This window comes from Methylophaga sp. UBA2012 (genome assembly GCF_002335235.1).
Taxonomy (GTDB): Bacteria; Pseudomonadota; Gammaproteobacteria; order Nitrosococcales; family Methylophagaceae; genus Methylophaga; species Methylophaga thalassica.
In genome coordinates this window covers 180,306-198,436 of record NZ_DDCG01000001.1, presented here as the reverse complement: position 1 = coordinate 198,436, position 18,131 = coordinate 180,306, and the positions used below count along the sequence as shown (strand labels likewise).

Genomic DNA, 18,131 nt, shown 5'->3' with positions numbered 1-18,131 from the left:
ATAACATTTCCAACACTAAAATGCTTGCGCACAAGCATTTTAGTGTTACTATTTTGCTATGGATTATCTAATCACTGAATCGCTATTTTTGGGAGGTATTTATGAAATATACAGCTATCATTGCTCCCTTGATCGTCATTACTGTGATCCTATTGAATCAAACCTTTGCTGAAGATGGTCAATTACATAGCGAAGCGAATTTTACCAAGCCTGCAGAAAAATTAGCTGAAAGTTGTTACCAAAACTGGCTAACATTAAACTGGACGCTAACCAATTCTGAAGTGTTAGCAAGCAATAACAAATCCTTCAATGACGGCATAAAAAAAGTCTGTCAGGCCAGAGCCGAACTTTTTTTCGAAGGCTATGAGATAAAGCCATTTATCTCAGCTGATGCTCAACACGAAGTATTCCCACTGGTTTTTCGCCCCAGTGTTGATGAGATCAAGTCGCAAATTCGTATCAATCTTCCGAAACTCAGATTAATATAATTAGTCTAAGATACTATATATCGTTTATTATCATTTATTCACTTTTTCGAGCGTCATTAGAGACAACAGAACTGAGAATAAATCCGATTTGCGTTACTCGAGTTACACTCTATAATTGACGCAATTAATAAAACAATAAACAACACTTTAACCGTACTGCGAATGTACCTCTATTGCATCGTAGCAAAGGTAATAAGCAAAAAAATTAAGGAATCAACGAATGTCAAATTTTGATAACTTGAGACTCGATAATCAGCTGTGTTTTGCTTTGTACACTGCTACCAATAGCATCACACGTTTTTATCGCAGCTTGTTGAACGAATATGATCTGACTTATCCCCAATACCTTGTTCTGGTCGTATTATGGGAGAAAGATGGTATCGCTATCAAAGATGTTATGCGACAACTCAAATTAGACTCTGGCACATTATCCCCTATAATTAAACGACTTCAATCAGCAGAGTTGGTGGAAAAAGTTCGCACCGATGAAGATGAACGGGTTGTTCGTTTATTTCTAACGGATAAAGCTAAGCAGCTAGAGCCACTCATTGCAGAGGTTCAAACTAAAGTGGCTTGTAAAACAGCCCTTTCATCGTCTGAGTTTTTTGAGCTGCTAAGCACGCTTAACGAATTAACTAACAGTCTCAATAAGCGTGAAGAAGCAGCAGAGAAAGTGCTTTAAACTCTTATTTAATTAAAGCTTTTGTCAGTTTAAATAATAGCCAAAGCGTTAATAACGGCATCAGTAACATCAAAAAAACAAATTCAGCAAGCAGATACACGGCTGCATGAACAGCACGATCTGCTTGCTGTGTTATTTGCTGAAGCTTTGATTCAATATCCAATTTACCTTTTAAGCTATCAAACCAGCCTTTAGGTTGTTCTTGCTCACGGCTCGTTAAAGTCTCTACCTCATTCTGAGTAGTCTGCAATACCATCACAGCCTCATCTCTTTGTGACTGCATTAATCCCTGAAGTGAACCGCTGAACATAACAGAAACTGGAATCAACAAACGTAGAACAGATAAAAACAACACCGTTTTTAATAAAAAGCGTTTTTGTTTAACCCCCACCATCGATGACATTGTTGCTATTGCTGCAATCAACACCAATAATATGATTCCAATCCGGAAACCCCATTGATCAGATAGAAACAAAGTTATCTGCTGAATACCCAATGAGGCTGAAGCCGTCAGTAAAATAGTGGAAAATTGCTCGATGAGGTCATTCAGGGGGTCCAGAATTTGTCCTGGTGCGAGAGTCAATCCGACTCCCATAGGTTCAATAGAGACTTCTGTACCCTGGGCTACCGATATCACCCCATTTAAACCACGAGCTATGGCATATACACTAAGTGTCACGGCCATCATCTGTTTGATTTGATGGTCAGTAGACAATGTGACGGGAAAGCAAGCCAATCCTAAACAAATAAACAGCATCAGAAATGTATAGCGATATTTGTTTAGCATCAGCAATCTCACGTATTAACGGACACAGTTGCGTCCGTCATTTTTAGCCTTATAAAGAGATATGTCAGCACGAGCAATCAGCTGGTTCATTGCTTCTGATTGCCGGTACTCGGCTACACCTGCACTAACCGTAATTTGAAGCTTTTTACCACTATAGTCAAAATGATGAATGGCTATCGCTTCACGGAGATTATTCACTACCCTGATGGCTTCATTTTCATTGCAGTCCTGTAGCATCAATAAAAACTCTTCGCCCCCCCATCGACATAAAACATCTTCCTCACGGATATGCTGATTCATAATGCCAGCAACAGTCGTTAATACATAATCACCATATTGATGACCATAATTGTCGTTAACCTGTTTAAAGTGATCGATATCAATCAAAACAACGGATAATGCCTCACTTCGTCGCTTAGTTCTCGCCACTGCCTGCCTGAAAAAAGAATCAAATATTTGTCTATTCGTCGCACCAGTCAGTTTATCTTTTGTGGCCATCGTTTCCAGACGTCCCTGGTAACCACGCGAAGCAATATGCAGAATAAACAGCACAACCAGACTGATAGCAAATGACACCAGCAGGTTCACAAGCAGAGCATTTTCCACTTTTTCTGTAGCTGGATCATTCACTTGTTCAACAATCAAATACCAATCGAACTCAGGAACTAAACGACTATTCAGATAAATGGTACTGCCATTGATCGTGTCAAATGAAAAAGATGAGCTGGGCGTAGTCAAAATACGTAAAAATACTTTATCGAGCCCTTCTTTATTTTGTATGTGCAGTTCTTTACTGTACTGACTGCTCTGCAACATGACTTGTCCCTGCCGGTCAATAAAATAAATTTCGCGGCCATAACGCTGCTGATAATTTTCAATCAACTCTTCTACGACGAGTAAAGATAAACCAACCCCAATCACACCGATAAAATTACCTTTTTTATCAATAACACGATAATTGACAAAAATACTCAGACGGCTGGGTTCAGCTGTATCACGATCAATATTGATTTGATAAGGCTGACTAGAATTTTTTGCTTTGAAATACCAAGCATCAGCATCGTCATCTTCTGATACTTGTTTCAAAATACCGGTTGGATGATAATAATTTTGTGTTTTATTTGAAACAAAAAATGCGGTAATCGTGTTGTATTTTTTTTGAATTTGACTAAGGTAGCTTTCCATTTTTTCAGGATCATTCTCACCCTCATTTACCCAGTCAAACACAAAAACATCATTTGCCATCAACGATGATATGACCAGCGGATGCAGTAAGTCTCGCTGAATTTCTGAGTAAATATTATCACTGGTCAGCGGTAGCATCTCCTGTTGAAGACGCTGTGAAATAGAAGATCTTGCAACAAAATAACCGATGAGACTTGTTGCTAAAAACCCTATTAAAACGATAATGCTGATAATGACTGTATAGAGACGCTTACGATTTTTCAAAGAAAATACACCACAAATAAACCGTTAATAATATTGAAGCAGTAATAGAATTTCCATTTTTTAGTCTAGATCAAAAGGATATTCACGCTCATCCTCTTGTTTCTGTCCTGCTAACTTCTTGTGATGCTTCACTCCTAGAGCAAAACAGACAACAAGCAATAAATAGAAAATATCCAGATCATCATCTTTAAACAGACTCAAGACAGCCCATACTGGCGGAACATAGAAAACAACACTGGATAACAATGAAGCCCAAACGGGTAATTCCCGTCGGGCAGCAAGATAAACATAATGACTGAATAGCCCAGATAAAAAACCACCGAAAATGGCCAGGCAGAGATATAGAATCATCCCAATAGTATTAACGTGTGACATAGCCTACTCAACCATAATTCAGGTTTAGTCGAATGGTATTAACCAACCCGTTGACAATACACCTATCCGACCGAATAAAGCGATGTCTAATCTTAAACAGCCTTAGCCAGGGATAAGCTTTGTTGTAATTTATGTTTGTTTTTAACAACATCAGCGAGTGTATATTCATCCAAAACATTAAAAAAAGCTTGCTGAGCTTTCCTTAAAGCACTAAATAACACGCATACAGATTCAATCGGGCAGGAACAATTGTTACCAAAACACTCTAATAATTCTGGATTTTCTATTTTTCGAATCAGATAACCAATGTTGATTTGCTCGGCAGGCATCGCTAGTGATAAACCACCGCCACGACCACGCTGACTATTGATGACTTTTTCCTGCACAAGACGCTGAGCTACCTTCGCCAAATGATTCGTGGAAATGCCATAACGTTCAGAAGCGTCCTTAACTGTCGCAGGCTTATCGGGAGTATGAATTGCCAGATATATTAGTAGCCTTAAAGCATAATCTGAATGTGAAGTCAGCTGCATTACACCGTCCCCAAAAACATTCTTACATTCATCCCAGTTTCCTTGATCAAAGTGTTAACTAAACATCATCGAGAAGCAATTTCTCAGCCATTAATCTATCGCGCTAGCGAAGGATATGCTACCTACGTACATAAGCATCATAACGGCTCTATAACGACCATTCCATGTCAGAAATACTGGCAGTACAACAAATACACTACCTCTTTTTAAGGTCCGTTCCTGGCGACAAATCGCACTTAAACAGTGCAAGTGATTCAAATACGTGCTTCACAGCAAATTCACGATACACAATTAATCATAGACTGTAAAAGTCAAGGTGAGTGATATGCAACGTTTTGGTCTTCCAGGAATAATTGTCATGGCGATATTTTTAAGTGGGTGTCAGACTAATCATTCGCCTATACAACCTGTTTCTTATGTCGATATAGATCGATTTATGGGAGATTGGTATGTTATCGCTAACATTCCGACTTATATTGAAAAAGGTGCGCACAACGCCATCGAGTCCTATGAGCTAAAGCCAGATGGCAGTATTCAAACGACGTTTACGTTTCATGAAGGTAGTTATGATGGTGAGTTAAAAACGTATCATCCAACGGGATTTATCACCGACAAGAAAACCAATGCTATATGGGGGATGCAATTCATCTGGCCAATAAAAGCCGATTACCGAATCATGTATCTGACTGAAGATTATTCACAAACAATTATCGCTCGTAATAAGCGTGATTATGTATGGATTATGGCCCGCACACCAACCATTCCTGAATCTGACTACCAGCACATGCTCAGTCTGATTAAACAAGTTGGCTACAATATCAGTGAAATTCAGCGTGTTCCCCAGAACTGGTCTGGACAACCACCAAAAGCAAAATAATTGCTATTCAACACATACCAACTAGCGAATCGCATCTATCGGTATGTCATCTACCCGATCAACAACAACGGCATATAAATCCTCAGTAGCCGCCAAAGTGACCTCTTGAACTTGTTCAGCAGATAGTTTCTTACCATTATTCATGCATAAGGCTCTAGTCGCGGTTGCTTCTGCAACAATCGTCACATGATAGCCACGATTAAACCCACCATGCGCGGTTGAGTTGACACACATATGTGTCATAAAACCCGCAAGGATAATATTCTCAATACCACGTTTCCTGAGCGCTTCGTCTAAAGATGTCTGGATAAAGGAATTAGGAAAACTTTTTACGATGACATATTCACCATCTATGGGAGCGACTTCATCTGCAATGGCGCCGAGCCGACTATTTAAATCATATGGCGAGCCTTTGCCACCATCATGTTGTATATGAAAAACTGGGATGCCATGCTCACGGGCCAATTCAAGTAATTTTTTAACGTTTTGCAGAGCTGCTTCAACGTTATCCAACTTCATCACACCTTCTCTATAGGTATTCTGGCAATCAATGATGATTAACGCAGACTCACTTAGTGCCGAAGCCTGATGCCCAATTCCAACGATATCACGTAATGTCGTCATAACCGTTCTCCATTACTGGCAAAAATTGACAATACCATATATCACTCAGTCACATAACGTTCCGACTTGCATAAATTTTTGCAGTCGCTATTATTCCGCAGCAAGCCAAGATATATCATTAAACAGGAGAAAAAATGGCCTCATCTCTTACCCAAAAGACAAATCGTTTTGCGGCTGTTTTTCTTAACATCAAACAAAATAAATTATTTGAATCGATTGTCGTCGCTGTCATTCTTTTTTCAGCGTTAATGATCGGTGCAAAAACCTACAATATTCCGCCTAATCTACTAACGGTGATTGTCTGGCTGGATTACGCCATCACTGTGTTTTTTCTTATTGAGATTAGTATTCGTTTTTTTGCCGAAACAAGGAAAATCGCGTTTTTTAAAAGTGGTTGGAATATTTTTGACACCATTATCGTCGTTGTTAGCCTTATCCCTATAGAGGACAGTGAGCTGGCTCTGGTTGGTCGCTTAATCCGAATATTCCGCGTGTTACGGATGGTATCTGTCATACCTGAATTACGGACGCTACTGAACTCGTTACTACGTGCCCTGCCACAATTAGGGTATGTCGCCCTTCTGATGTTTATCATTGTTTATATTTATGCGGCTGTAGGAACCACTTTTTTTGCCAGCGTCAATAAAACCTTATGGGGAGATATTGCTATTTCGATGCTAACACTGTTCCGTATCATGACGTTTGAGGACTGGACAGATGTGATGTACGAAACGATGGCAGTCTATCCTTTGAGTTGGATTTTCTATATCAGTTTTATCTTCCTAAACGCCTTTGCTTTTCTGAATATGCTGATCGGTATTGTGGTCAATGTGATGGAAAAAGAGAACGCAGAACAGTGGCAAAGAGAGCATGCTGGTGAAACGACTATTCAAGACTTATCTGATCAAATAGAAGAGTTAAAGCAACTTATCACTAAGCAGAAATAAAAAAGGGAGCTTTCGCTCCCTTTTTATAATCTTCAATACAACTAGGCTTTAAGTGCACGTAACATCCATGCTGTTTTTTCATGGACACGCATACGGTCAGACACCAATGATGCAGAAGATTCATCATCTGCTTCTTGAGCAAGTTTTAATACTTTACGACATGTTTTAACAACCTGCTCATGACCATGAGTCAACAGACTGACCATTTCTTTTGCTTCTGGCACGCCTTCCACTTCCTTAATCGTACTCAATTCAGCAAATGCTTTATAGGTGCCCGGAGCCGCAACATCCAACGTACGTATGCGCTCCGCAATGTCATCGACTGCTACAGCGAGTTCAGTATATTGTTCTTCAAACATCAGGTGCAATTCACGGAATTGTGGTCCAGTCACATTCCAGTGGAAGTTATGTGTTTGTAAATAAAGAGTGTATGAATCTGCCAAAAGGTTTTTTAAACCTTCAGCAATATCTTGTCTATCCTGCTTATTGATACCGATATCAATGGTACTCATTAATGAGCCTCCTTATTATTTAAGTGGACATATATAGTCACTATGAACGCTGATTCGTTCATATCGATTAAATATAATTACATCATAATGATTGTATAAGAAATGTGAAACAGTTTATTTTCATTAAAATAATAGATAAAAACGATGATTAAATTATCGACTTTTCCAATCAATATGATTTAACTAAGTTGTTGTACAAAGAACTTAGAGTTAATGATAATCATTCTCAACTAAACAGGAGAATGATCATGACTAAAACGATCAGCTTTGCCATTGTCCACTTCAGTGTGGCATTTACCGTTGGTTATGTAATGACCGGTAGCGTATTAGTTGGTGGCACAATGGCGTTAATTGAACCGGCTATCAATACCGTTGCGTTTTATATGCATGAAAAAGTATGGACAGCCATTAAGCAGAATAATGCTGAAAGAAACCCAGCTATTCAATAAAGGTGAGAAAGATTGAATGAGAAACACAAAGAGATCGTCAACATACTCAAAGGCCTGATGTGAAGCTATCCCTTCAGGCTGATATTTTTAAAGCGTTTCTCACGTTGGGATTGACGGCTTTTGGCGGACCAGTAGCCCATATCGCCTATTTTCGACAGGCTTTTGTTGAAAATAAGCGCTGGCTGTCTGATGAGGACTTCACGCAACTGCTTGCTGTCAGTCAAACGTTACCTGGGCCAGCGAGTAGTCAGTTGGGTTTTGCCATTGGTCTGTATCGTGGTGGCATCTTAGGCGCTATCAATGCCTTCATCGCATTTACTTTACCCTCAGCATTAGCGTTGATTCTGTTTGCAACGTATGTCGTTGCAATAGCATCGCCACTAAAAGATACCGTATTACATGGTTTGCAACTTGTGGCGCTTCCCGTTGTGACCGACGCCGTCTGGAAAATGTCACGTCAACTTTGTCCAGATTTAAATAGAAGAATCATAGCCGGTCTCAGCCTGCTATTTTTATTGCTGATGCCTTTCAGTTTTAGCCAGTTTGTTGTCATGGGATTCGGTGCTATCGCCGGTTTATATCTGCTTCAGCCCAATACAAAAAGTCAAACGTTTTCACTCAACCTACCCTACGGAAAAAAAACGGCTAGCTTATTTCTTACCCTGTTTATTCTGTTGTTTTTTATCCCCTTATTAAATATTGACCAACCGTTATTTCATTTCATTACTATTTTTTATCAGGCAGGTGCTACTGTGTTCGGCGGCGGCCATGTGGTTCTGCCTTTATTAGAAAACAAAATTGTTTTTACTGGTCTGATTTCATCAGAACAATTTTTAGCAGGCTACGGTGCGGCACAAGCCGTGCCCGGACCTTTGTTTACTATTTCGGCATATCTCGGAGCACTATTACCAGGAGAAAATGGTGGTGTTACTGGTGCTGTTATTTCCTTATGCATATTATTTCTGCCGGGGTTTTTATTAATTCTGGCAGTGCTGCCTTTCTGGCAGTCTCTACAAAATAACGCCGTCATACAAAAGTCGCTGTTAGGTATCAATGCAGCTATGGTTGGTTTATTGGCAGCTGCACTCTATCAACCAATATGGCAACATGTTATTCATTCATATACCGATATCATTATCGCGATAACAGGCTTTATTCTGTTACATGTTTATCGTTTATCACCAGTCATTATTGTTTTATGGTGTCTGGCTGGCAGTATTATCACGAGTTTATTATGAATTCACCGCACATCAGAAAAGCTGAGCAAAAAGACCTTACTAAAATCACCCAGCTTTTAATCCGTTGTGCTGAAGACATGCATCAGCAAGGCATGCCACACTGGCTTGGTGTTTATGATGATAATTCGGTTAAACAAAACCTGTTAACCAAACAAGTATATGTGCTGGAAAAAGATGATCAGATTCTGGGATGTATTGCTATAGGCACCGACAAAGCTGGCTATTATGCTGATTGCTGGCCAAAAGCACCCAAAGCAGATGTCTATATCACTCAATTAGCTGTTTCTCCTGACATGCAAGGCGCTGGTTATGGCAAACGACTTATGCAGTTCTGCCTCAATCAAGTACAAGATAAAACAGTACAATTAGATGCGGTAGATCACTACCCAGCATTGCTCAAATTCTATAAAAACCTGGGGTTTCAGATTATTGCCACAGGCATTGGTTTAGGTGATAAACGTCACTTATTCAGCTATTCAGCAAACAGGTGATACACAACAGGAACTCCGTGTCTGAACTCCAGTCATCTAAATGAATAATGATGGAGAAATCACATGGTCTACGCATTACAAGAACACACTGTATCCTGCCCTTACTGTGGTGAAATTATTTCGGTGGTGATTGATGGCTCTGTCGAGTCGCAAGAATATATCGAGGACTGTGAAGTATGCTGTCGTCCCATTACATTTAATGTGCAAGTGGATCAAACAGGTATTTATGTGCAGACCTCACATGAAAATGAATAATCCCTGTTAGCAGCCAAACTAAATAATAACAAACCTTATTTGATATACATTCTTACTTGAACTAACATGCTGGCTTAGCCTCCAAGGCAAGCCACATGTCATTTCATTTATCCTTAACAGCTATCAAACAAAGACCATAGTTTCTTCATGCGAAAATTCTGGATTGAGTTTCACCGAATCAGTGGTCTGATCTTATTTCTTCCGCTGTTTCTGCAAAGCGTTAGTGGCGCAATTATTGTGTTTGATCACGCCATTGATGAGTGGTTAAATCCACAGCTTGTACTTGAAAATGACATCACAACCTCTCCTGCCCCTATAGCTGAAGTGATGTATTCCGCTTTACATGCGTTACCGGATGTGGCGCATATCAATTCATTGCGGGCACCACGAAATGATAAGGCCATGTACACCGCTTTTGTGGAAATGAATTCACAGTCGCCCCTTCATGGAAAAAATATCGAAGTCATGATTAATCCATATACGGCTGATGTGGTGAGTGTGCGTGAATGGGGAAGCTATTTCACGTCAATGGTCTATCTGTTTCACTTTACATTTCTTCTGGATGACAACATGGAGTTAGTATTAGGTTTCCTGGCTATCCTGGTGCTAATCAACGTGATTGTAGGTGTCTATTATGGCTGGCCTAGAAGCAAAAAAGCCTGGAATTGGTTACTGGCTCGCACAAAAAAAGCAGGTTCAACCGTTGCACGATTACGCCGAACACATATTGCTTTAGGACTGATATCACTGCCCGTGTTTATTGTCCTAATTGTGTCAGGTATCAGTTTGATATTCCCGGATCAGACAAAATGGTTGCTCAATCGTCCAGCAAAAGTCTCGCCAGATATAAACTGGTTGAGTAATCATCCTATTCAACCCGATAATTGGCTTATCAGCGCCAAACAGTATTGGCCTGATAAACAATGGCAGCGAATTATTCCACCAAGCAGTCAAAATCCAAGTGTTGAAATCCGCTTAAACGCAGCTAACGACCCGCGTAAAACTTCGGGAAGCTTTGTGTTGTGGCTTAACCCACAAACCAACCAGATTCTGGCCGAGCAAAGCTATGACGCGATGAGTATCAGGCAAAAAATCGCCTTCTGGTTATTCCCTTTACACAGCGGTGAAGCCTTTGATTTAACAGGTCGTATTCTTGTCTTCATCACTGGCATATCCACCGCCGTGTTAAGTATTGCGGGTGGCTGCTTATGGTACCGACGTAAATTTAAACGTCAGCACCAGAAAAGCGCTATTTGATCCAGACTTGTTTGGCATTTACAAACTCTTTAATACCATGCGGCCCCAGCTCACGCCCATAACCAGACTTTTTAATGCCACCACTCGGTAACCGAGGATCGGTCTTCACAATACCGTTTATCGCCACCTGCCCTGCGTTAATCTTCATGGCAAAATCTTTCGCAAGTTCAGCATTATCAGTCCAGACAGCAGCGCCAAGCCCGAACTCCGTATCATTAGCAAGCACTAAGGCATGTTCAGCTGACTCTGCCTTTGTTGCACACATTACCGGACCAAATGTTTCTTCTCTGAATGCCGTCATATCAGCCGTGACATCTGCCAGAAAAGTGACTGGATAGGCAAAACCATTGCCCTCTGGTGTTTCACCACCTAACAGACAACGAGCACCCGCATTTATCGTTTCAGTGACCTGACGATGCAAATTATCCCTTAAATCAGCACGTGCGATCGGCCCTATATCCGTTGATTCTTCTAAAGGGTCCCCCATGTTTAATTTTTGCAAACGTGTTTTTAATTTATCAATAAACTCGTCATAAACAGGAGCTTCAATAATAATGCGCTTAGCAGCGATACAGGACTGTCCAGCATTAATAATACGCGACAGAGTCGCCACGTCTGCGGCGGTATCCAAGTCAGCATCCGCCAGCACAATCAAAGGATCACTGCCACCCAGTTCAAGCACGGAAGGTTTAATTTCAGAAGCTGCCATTGAAGCGACTTTAGCCCCTGCTCCTGCCGATCCCGTAAACGAAATAGCCACAATATCAGGATGACGAATGGCTTTTTCTACTAAGGGTGTCTCAACCGGCAAATTCACCATCACCCCCACTGGAGCACCGGCTTCCTCAAATACCTGCTCGATTGCCTGAGCACAGCCCGGTACATTCGGATCATGTTTCATCACACAAGTATTGCCGGCCATCAAGGCAGGAGCGAGATAGCGGAAAGCTAACCAGAGAGGGGCATTCCACGGTAAGATGCCCAACAAGGTGCCAAGTGGCTGATAACAAACATAGCTCTCAGATGCATCAGATGGCAGTTTTTCATCACTTAAATACGCCTCAGCATGTTCAGCGTAATATTCTGCACACCAGGCCGCTTTTTCCACTTCCGGCCCACCTTCTTTTACCGGCTTTCCCATTTCTTCTGCCATCAGTTTACTGAGTAATGGCTTATTTCTACGCAGTGAAGCAGCGACTGATTTTAAAATCTCTGCCCGTTGCTGAATAGGCATAGTGCGCCAGGAGTCAAAGGCATTGACCGCTTTGGCTATCGTGATATTAACGCCTTGTTCATTTAACGCTTCGTACTTAAGAATCTCTTGTCCAGTATATGGATTCGTTGCAGTTAACATCTCCACCTCATTTCGATTGTTTAGCTTTCGGTTTTGATTTATCGCTTGTCTCAGCCTGACGTGCCTCACTGATATCCACTAAAGTTTTATCAGCTTGTTCAGGCTTAACGGTGAAATCGCGATCCATGGTAAAAAAGGATTTACAGCCATCTTCGGTCACATAGATCGTGTCAGATATGCCACAGGTTTTATCCCCATCCACACCCCACATCCATGGAATGATATGAAAGGTCATTCCCTCTTCCAGAATGGCAGATTCCCCTTGCTTCAGACTGCAGATATAGCCTTCATCCCAGCTTGGAGGAAAAGCAATGCCAATGGAATAACCGGAACGCGTGATGAGACGGGCACCAATATCATTGTCTGAAATAATATTACGTACCATATTGTCGACATCAGACACGGTCATGCCTGGCTGCACAGTTTCATGAACAGCACTTAACGCTTTTTTCATGGTTTCCTGCGCTTTGTACATCGAGTCCGATAATTCGCCCAGCACCACGGTTCGCATCATCGCCGTGTGGTAGCGTCGATAACAGCCACCAACTTCAAGAAAGACATGTTCTCCAGGCTTCACTGTGCGTCCTTCCCATGTGGCATGACCAATCATCGTGCGTGGGCCCGATGTGACATACGGCATGACTGCCGGTGGTTCGCCTCCTGCTTTAAACATAGCTGAACTGATTGCCGCGCCAATATCATTTTCGGTGACACCCGCTTTAGCCGCCTCCAAACCAGCTTTCATACCAGCCTCAGTGGCTTTAGCGGCACGATGCATTAACTCAATCTCTGCTGCAGATTTTCTGATGCGCCCCTGCTCCACAATGCCAAAACAATCCAGTAATTTGCCATCGGTTAATGTGGTGTGAATAAAGTCCTGTTGATAAGCAGGGAAGAAATAACTGTTGCGCTCATAGCCAATGCGTTTGTCTGACAAACCAAACTCTCGCAAGGCATCTACCAGCATTTGAATGGCATCTCCGGTGTCAGGATAAGGCCGGGTCCGTTCTACCCAGGTACGGGCAATAATATTGGACTCCTCCATCGCCCGGGTGATCATGAAAGGTTCCTGCTCTAACGGCACGACTAAGGCTTGAAAGAAGGAATATCCCGTGGTCTGATAATCCGTCATATACATAATATTTTCTGGATCAGTTATCACCACAGCATCTAAATGACGTTGAGCAATTCTGACGCGTAATTCACTCAGGCGACGTTCATATTCCTCAAAGGGAAAGGTCATATCATCACGTTGTCTCATGCTGCTTCCTCCATGACTTTGTATGTGGTCTGTACCAGAACATCTAAACCAGCCTGCAGATCCTCTTCAGGTATGGTTAAAGGAGGAATAAGCTTGACTACACGTCCGCCAGTGCCGCAACTGGCAATCAGTAATCCGGCTTTGAAGCATTCATCAACAATTGCTTTGGCACGTTCACCCGTCGTCACATCCAGACCGATAATCATGCCTTTACCACGTATCTGCACCTGCTCGAATTTTTCTTCCAGCGGTGCCAGAGCCTGATTCATTTTCTCAGCTTTTTGTTTGACCTCAGCCATCAAATCATCATTTTCAAAATAGGTCAGCGCTTCTTTACCAGCGACAAAAGACAGGCTCTGGCCACGGAAGGTGCCAGTGTGCTCACCCGGTGCCCAATATTCATCCACTTCTGGTTTAATCAGGTTCATCGCCATTGGTGTTCCCATGCCGCCAAGTCCTTTCGCCATACAAATGATGTCAGGATCAATATCCATATCATCAAAACTAAAGAAAGACCCGGTTCGGCCCATGCCAACCTGTATATCATCAATAATCAGCAGAGAACCTACTTCCCTAGCTAGTTTTGCTAACTCCTGAAGCCATTCTTTGGAGGCAACATTGACACCACCTTCCGCCTGAATCGTTTCAAGTAAAAATGCCGCAGGCGGTGTCACACCACTCGATGTATCCAGATACAGCGAACGCAAGTGTTCTAACACCGACATGCCACAGCCTGATTCACAGCCTTGACATGTTTTTTCACAGCCAAAGGGATAATGTGAGACGTGATTTAGCGGGACACCAGCAGCACCACGAAAATAACGATTTGCCGTTGCAGCCAGAGAGCCCAACGTCATGCCATGAAAGCCACGAGTAAAAGCGACTATTTCCTGCCGTGAAGTTACGCGTCTTGCCAGCTTCATGGCTGCTTCCACCGCATTGGTGCCGGTAGGCCCAACAAACTGCATTTTGTGAGTCATACCCCGTGGTTTAAGAATCGTCTTTTCGAACTTCTCCATAAACTCACGTTTTGCTGTTGTTTGCATATCCAGCGCGTGAGTCACGCCGCCCGATTGAATATAGTCCACCACAGCCGAAGTCATCCGCTCATTATTGTGACCAAAATTCAAGACACCGGCACCGGCAAAGAAATCGATATATTCATTCCCCTCTTCATCGGTTTGCCTAGCATTACTGGCTTTATCAAAAACCACAGGATAAACACGACAATACGCACGGATACCGGACTCACGTTGTTCAAATATACTCATTCATTACCTCCTGGTTAGTGATATCCACTGCTATAACAGCGAATGATGTAGTCAGTTATTCAGGCAAAGGCGCACCGACCAAACGCGCATAGAGACGGGTAACTAAAGGAATTAGTTGATCATTAAAGTCATATAAAGGACTGTGACATACCGATTGATGATCAGGACCATCATCCGCACCAATCAAGGCAAATGCGCCAGGAATTTCATTCAGGTAATAGCTGAAGTCCTCAGATGCCATAATCGGCACTAAGGTGTCTGTATCCATTCCAGCCAGCCCATGCTCCGCCTGCCACTGGGCACGCAGATTCGAAGCCTGATGAGCATGATTGATAGTGGCTTCATATCGGGGATAGATATTGACCTCACAGTCCACCCCATAACTTGCAGCTGTCTGTTGGCTTATCTCGGTAATTAAACGATTGATCAGATCACGCGTTTTTTGGTCAGGAACGCGAATACTTCCACCTAATACCGCCTTATCAGGGATCACGGTGGCCGCACTCGGAGCTTCGATAGATGAGACATTGACCACCGCTGCCTGTTGCGGTGAAAGATGACGACTAATAATCTGCTGAAGTGCCATAGTGACGGCACTGGCTGCCAACACAGGATCACGACAAAGTTCAGGCTGACTGGCATGTCCACCTTTACCAGTTAAAGTAATACTAAACGTACCATTCCCGCACATGACGATGTCATCTGGGCAAATAAGCTTGCCAAAAGACATCGCAGGCCAGTTATGCCAGCCATAAATTTCATCAATGCCCTGCAAAGCGCCGTCATCGATCATCTTTTTGGCGCCATGGCCGCCCTCTTCTGCTGGCTGAAACAGTAAGGTCACTGGACCTGGTAATTTATCTTCTACCGACTTTAACCAGGCGGCTGTTGCCAGTAATGTTGCTGTGTGACCATCATGACCACAGGCATGCATGCAACCTGTATTCTGAGATACCCAACTATGCTGTGTTTTTTCTGTAATAGGCAGCGCATCCATGTCAGCGCGCAGTGCGATATGCGGTTTGCTATCACCGTGAGGGTTCAGTCTTGCTAAAGTGCCCAGCTCAGCACAAGACTCCCAGGGAATACCCAGTAAATCTAATTGTTTGCGGATCAATTCAGCTGTTTGCACTTCTTGCCAACCCAGCTCCGGTTGACTGTGCAAGTGTCGACGCAGTTGCTGCGCATGACTGATCGCTTGTTGCCAGATGGTAGCCATCTTGCTCCTTTGCGTTTTTTATTGACTCAAAACAGTGCATGTTCTGATGAAACGAAAGTATCTAAGCACCTGAATAGGTAATTTATGCTGTCAATTACAATACTTTCAAACTCTGACAAAGATAAAGCAAGCGTTGTTCCAATATTTCCAATAACGCTTTTTATCTGAATTCAACACAAACTAGACGACTGGTCTAATATATGAAATGATAATAGCCATGACACAGACAAATAAAACACGAACTACAGACACAAGACAACAGATCTTAACGACAGCACAGCAGATTATCCTTGGGAAAGGCTTTTCTGCCGTGGGTCTGAATGAAATATTAAAAGCCGCTAATGTGCCAAAGGGATCGTTTTATCACTATTTCGAATCCAAGGAACAGTTTGGCAACGCGCTGCTGGAGCATTATTTTGCTCAATATATAACGACCGTGGATAAACAGTTAAAAACGGATAAGCGTTCTGCTGTTGAACGTCTGCTCGCCTACTTTGAGCAGTGGAAAGCCAATCAATGTGATGACACCAGCATGGACCGATGCCTTGTGGTGAAGTTAAGTGGTGAAGTAACAGATCTATCAGAAGCGATGCGGTTAACACTTAAACAAGGCACGCAACAGGTCATTGAACGACTCTCCGTTTGTGTTCAGGAAGCGATAGATAAACGCGAAATCAATGCTAATTATGATGCTAAAACAGTCACAGAAGAGATCTATTATCTATGGGTAGGCGCAACGCTGATGACTAAAGTCAATCACACACCCGCTGCGCTTGAAATCGCCATGAAAGCGACACAAAACAGACTGGGCTTGACTGATAATAACGAGTGACCTGCTCTATTTATCCAAAATAAAGACGACTGGTCTAATAAACTATTTTTAAGGTGGTACGGCAATGAATAATTTTAATTTTTACAATCCGACACGTATTATTTTTGGTGAAGGTCAAGTTGCACAACTTGATGAGTTTGTGCCGAAAGATGCGCGTGTTTTAGTGTTGTTTGGTGGACACAGTGCCCGTAAAAACGGCACCTTAGAGGAAGTCACTACTGCCCTCGGTAATCGTCATGTAGAAGAGTTTGGCGGTATCGAAGCTAATCCTGGTTACAGTACCTTGATGCGTGCGGTTGAGCAGATTCGTCAAAATAAGTTGGATTATCTGTTAGCTGTTGGGGGTGGTTCCGTCATAGATGGCACCAAGTTCGTTGCAGCAGCTGTACAGTGTGACGGTGACCCATGGCAGGAAATCTTAGTGAATCACGCCACAAATATTCGCCAGGCATTACCGTTTGGTTCAGTGCTTACCCTCCCCGCTACTGGCTCAGAAATGAATGCCAACTCCGTGATCACACGTTACGAAACACAAGAAAAACTGGCCTTCAGCAGTAAGCTCGTCTATCCAGCATTTTCTATTTTAGATCCCACCAAAGCCTATACTTTGCCACCACGACAACTGGCGAATGGTGTAGTGGATGCCTTCACTCACATCATGTAGCAATATCTGACTTATCCGGTTAATGCCATGGTGCAGGATCGATTCGCAGAGGGATTATTGCAGACACTGATTGAGATTGGTCCTGAGTTGCTTGAGTCGCCTAATGATTACGATCTGCAGGCCAATTTCATGTGGACAGCGACATTAGCGTTAAACGGCTTGATTGGTGCCGGAGTTCCTCAGGATTGGGCAACCCACATGATCGGTCATGAAATCACCGCACTACATGGGCTGGATCACGCACAGACATTGGCGATTTTATTGCCCACGGTACTGCAGGAACAACGTGAGAAAAAATCCGCCAAATTACTACAGTATGCCGAACGTGTCTGGGGACTCAACGAAGGCACTGACGACACTAAAATAAACATGGCGATCACAAAAACTCGCGATTTTTTTGAACGAATGGGTGTGAAAACACATCTGAGTGATTACCAGATTAACGCTGATGCTATTCCAGTGATGATCAAACAACTGGCTGAACATGGTCTGACCCAGCTTGGCGAACATAATGATATCGACCTCAAAAAAAGCCAACAAATTCTGCAAGCAAGCCTATAAATAAA

Annotated in this window: 22 protein-coding genes; 12 read left to right on the top strand and 10 right to left on the bottom strand. The window is 42.5% G+C overall.

All coding sequences use genetic code 11. From position 1 onward, the window contains the following. Nucleotides 1-101 precede the first annotated feature (101 nt). Together B2248_RS00915 and B2248_RS00910 are read left to right on the top strand one after the other, a co-directional pair. Entirely contained in the window at nucleotides 102-488 is a 387-nt protein-coding gene (locus B2248_RS00915; RefSeq protein ID WP_273181591.1) for a hypothetical protein, read from the top strand. Between the two features lie 220 nt (nucleotides 489-708). Beyond that, complete coding sequence (locus B2248_RS00910) at nucleotides 709-1,170, top strand: MarR family winged helix-turn-helix transcriptional regulator (protein WP_273181593.1); 462 nt, start codon at nucleotides 709-711, stop codon at nucleotides 1,168-1,170. A gap of 4 nt (nucleotides 1,171-1,174) precedes the next feature. Here the strand turns inward: B2248_RS00910 and B2248_RS00905 are convergent, their stop codons facing one another. From B2248_RS00905 to B2248_RS00890, 4 genes are all read right to left on the bottom strand, one after another. After that, nucleotides 1,175-1,957: a hypothetical protein gene (locus B2248_RS00905; RefSeq protein ID WP_273181595.1), complete on the bottom strand. Its 783-nt coding sequence runs from the start codon at nucleotides 1,955-1,957 to the stop codon at nucleotides 1,175-1,177. Between the two features lie 15 nt (nucleotides 1,958-1,972). Then, nucleotides 1,973-3,406 (bottom strand): sensor domain-containing diguanylate cyclase, encoded by a 1,434-nt coding sequence (locus tag B2248_RS00900; protein WP_273181596.1) that lies wholly within the window; start codon nucleotides 3,404-3,406, stop codon nucleotides 1,973-1,975. 60 nt (nucleotides 3,407-3,466) lie between these two features. Then, nucleotides 3,467-3,781: a hypothetical protein gene (locus B2248_RS00895; RefSeq protein WP_273181599.1), complete on the bottom strand. Its 315-nt coding sequence runs from the start codon at nucleotides 3,779-3,781 to the stop codon at nucleotides 3,467-3,469. Nucleotides 3,782-3,873: 92 nt separating this feature from the next. Further along, the gene (locus B2248_RS00890; RefSeq protein ID WP_273181600.1) at nucleotides 3,874-4,314 is read right to left on the bottom strand and encodes an RrF2 family transcriptional regulator; all 441 of its coding nucleotides are present in this window, start codon (nucleotides 4,312-4,314) and stop codon (nucleotides 3,874-3,876) included. 325 nt (nucleotides 4,315-4,639) lie between these two features. Between B2248_RS00890 and B2248_RS00885 the strand changes: the two genes are divergently transcribed. Next, complete coding sequence (locus B2248_RS00885; RefSeq protein WP_273181602.1) at nucleotides 4,640-5,191, top strand: lipocalin family protein; 552 nt, start codon at nucleotides 4,640-4,642, stop codon at nucleotides 5,189-5,191. Between the two features lie 21 nt (nucleotides 5,192-5,212). On the opposite strand, the gene B2248_RS00880 is transcribed toward B2248_RS00885, so the two are convergent. Next, nucleotides 5,213-5,815, bottom strand: a complete 603-nt coding sequence (locus B2248_RS00880) for a cysteine hydrolase family protein (RefSeq protein WP_273181604.1) — start codon at nucleotides 5,813-5,815, stop codon at nucleotides 5,213-5,215. A 134-nt stretch (nucleotides 5,816-5,949) separates the two neighbouring features. Between B2248_RS00880 and B2248_RS00875 the strand changes: the two genes are divergently transcribed. Then, complete coding sequence (locus B2248_RS00875; protein WP_273181605.1) at nucleotides 5,950-6,762, top strand: ion transporter; 813 nt, start codon at nucleotides 5,950-5,952, stop codon at nucleotides 6,760-6,762. Between the two features lie 41 nt (nucleotides 6,763-6,803). Here B2248_RS00875 and B2248_RS00870 read toward each other — a convergent pair whose 3' ends face one another. After that, complete coding sequence (locus B2248_RS00870) at nucleotides 6,804-7,274, bottom strand: Dps family protein (protein ID WP_273181606.1); 471 nt, start codon at nucleotides 7,272-7,274, stop codon at nucleotides 6,804-6,806. Nucleotides 7,275-7,522: 248 nt separating this feature from the next. On the opposite strand from B2248_RS00870, the gene B2248_RS00865 reads away from it, so the two are divergent. The 5 genes from B2248_RS00865 to B2248_RS00845 all read left to right on the top strand — a co-directional run bounded on the left by B2248_RS00865 (nucleotide 7,523) and on the right by B2248_RS00845 (nucleotide 10,964). Beyond that, nucleotides 7,523-7,723: a DUF2061 domain-containing protein gene (locus B2248_RS00865; protein ID WP_273181607.1), complete on the top strand. Its 201-nt coding sequence runs from the start codon at nucleotides 7,523-7,525 to the stop codon at nucleotides 7,721-7,723. 59 nt (nucleotides 7,724-7,782) lie between these two features. Beyond that, the gene (chrA, locus tag B2248_RS00860; RefSeq protein WP_273181609.1) at nucleotides 7,783-8,961 is read left to right on the top strand and encodes a chromate efflux transporter; all 1,179 of its coding nucleotides are present in this window, start codon (nucleotides 7,783-7,785) and stop codon (nucleotides 8,959-8,961) included. Further along, a complete protein-coding gene (locus B2248_RS00855; RefSeq protein ID WP_273181611.1) occupies nucleotides 8,958-9,452 on the top strand; it encodes a GNAT family N-acetyltransferase in 495 nt (164 codons plus the stop codon). Before chrA ends, B2248_RS00855 begins: the two co-directional genes overlap by 4 nt. 63 nt (nucleotides 9,453-9,515) lie before the next feature. Then, nucleotides 9,516-9,707 carry a CPXCG motif-containing cysteine-rich protein gene (locus B2248_RS00850; protein WP_273181612.1) on the top strand — a complete coding sequence of 64 codons (192 nt, stop codon included), beginning with the start codon at nucleotides 9,516-9,518 and terminating at the stop codon, nucleotides 9,705-9,707. A gap of 147 nt (nucleotides 9,708-9,854) precedes the next feature. Next, a complete protein-coding gene (locus tag B2248_RS00845; protein WP_273181614.1) occupies nucleotides 9,855-10,964 on the top strand; it encodes a PepSY-associated TM helix domain-containing protein in 1,110 nt (369 codons plus the stop codon). On the opposite strand, the gene B2248_RS00840 is transcribed toward B2248_RS00845, so the two are convergent. From B2248_RS00840 to doeB2, 4 genes are read right to left on the bottom strand one after another with little or no spacing between them, the layout of a single operon-like run. Further along, nucleotides 10,957-12,318 (bottom strand): NAD-dependent succinate-semialdehyde dehydrogenase, encoded by a 1,362-nt coding sequence (locus B2248_RS00840; protein ID WP_273181616.1) that lies wholly within the window; start codon nucleotides 12,316-12,318, stop codon nucleotides 10,957-10,959. The genes B2248_RS00845 and B2248_RS00840 overlap by 8 nt on opposite strands. Nucleotides 12,319-12,325: 7 nt before the next feature. After that, nucleotides 12,326-13,579, bottom strand: coding sequence for an ectoine hydrolase (doeA, locus tag B2248_RS00835; protein ID WP_273181618.1), 1,254 nt, complete (start codon nucleotides 13,577-13,579; stop codon nucleotides 12,326-12,328). Further along, entirely contained in the window at nucleotides 13,576-14,850 is a 1,275-nt protein-coding gene (locus tag B2248_RS00830) for an aspartate aminotransferase family protein (protein ID WP_273181620.1), read from the bottom strand. Before B2248_RS00830 ends, doeA begins: the two co-directional genes overlap by 4 nt. Before the next feature lie 55 nt (nucleotides 14,851-14,905). Continuing rightward, a complete protein-coding gene (doeB2, locus tag B2248_RS00825) occupies nucleotides 14,906-16,069 on the bottom strand; it encodes a N(2)-acetyl-L-2,4-diaminobutanoate deacetylase DoeB2 (protein WP_007145343.1) in 1,164 nt (387 codons plus the stop codon). A 217-nt stretch (nucleotides 16,070-16,286) separates the two neighbouring features. On the opposite strand from doeB2, the gene B2248_RS00820 reads away from it, so the two are divergent. The 3 genes from B2248_RS00820 (at nucleotide 16,287) to B2248_RS14805 (ending at nucleotide 18,126) form a co-directional block, all read left to right on the top strand. Next, nucleotides 16,287-16,901, top strand: a complete 615-nt coding sequence (locus B2248_RS00820; RefSeq protein WP_273181623.1) for a TetR/AcrR family transcriptional regulator — start codon at nucleotides 16,287-16,289, stop codon at nucleotides 16,899-16,901. A 64-nt stretch (nucleotides 16,902-16,965) separates the two neighbouring features. Beyond that, on the top strand, nucleotides 16,966-17,565 hold the full coding sequence (locus B2248_RS14810; RefSeq protein WP_420538338.1) for an iron-containing alcohol dehydrogenase: 600 nt from the start codon (nucleotides 16,966-16,968) through the stop codon (nucleotides 17,563-17,565). Between the two features lie 57 nt (nucleotides 17,566-17,622). Continuing rightward, a complete protein-coding gene (locus B2248_RS14805; protein WP_422655659.1) occupies nucleotides 17,623-18,126 on the top strand; it encodes a hypothetical protein in 504 nt (167 codons plus the stop codon). The last annotated feature ends 5 nt before the right edge of the window (nucleotides 18,127-18,131 follow it).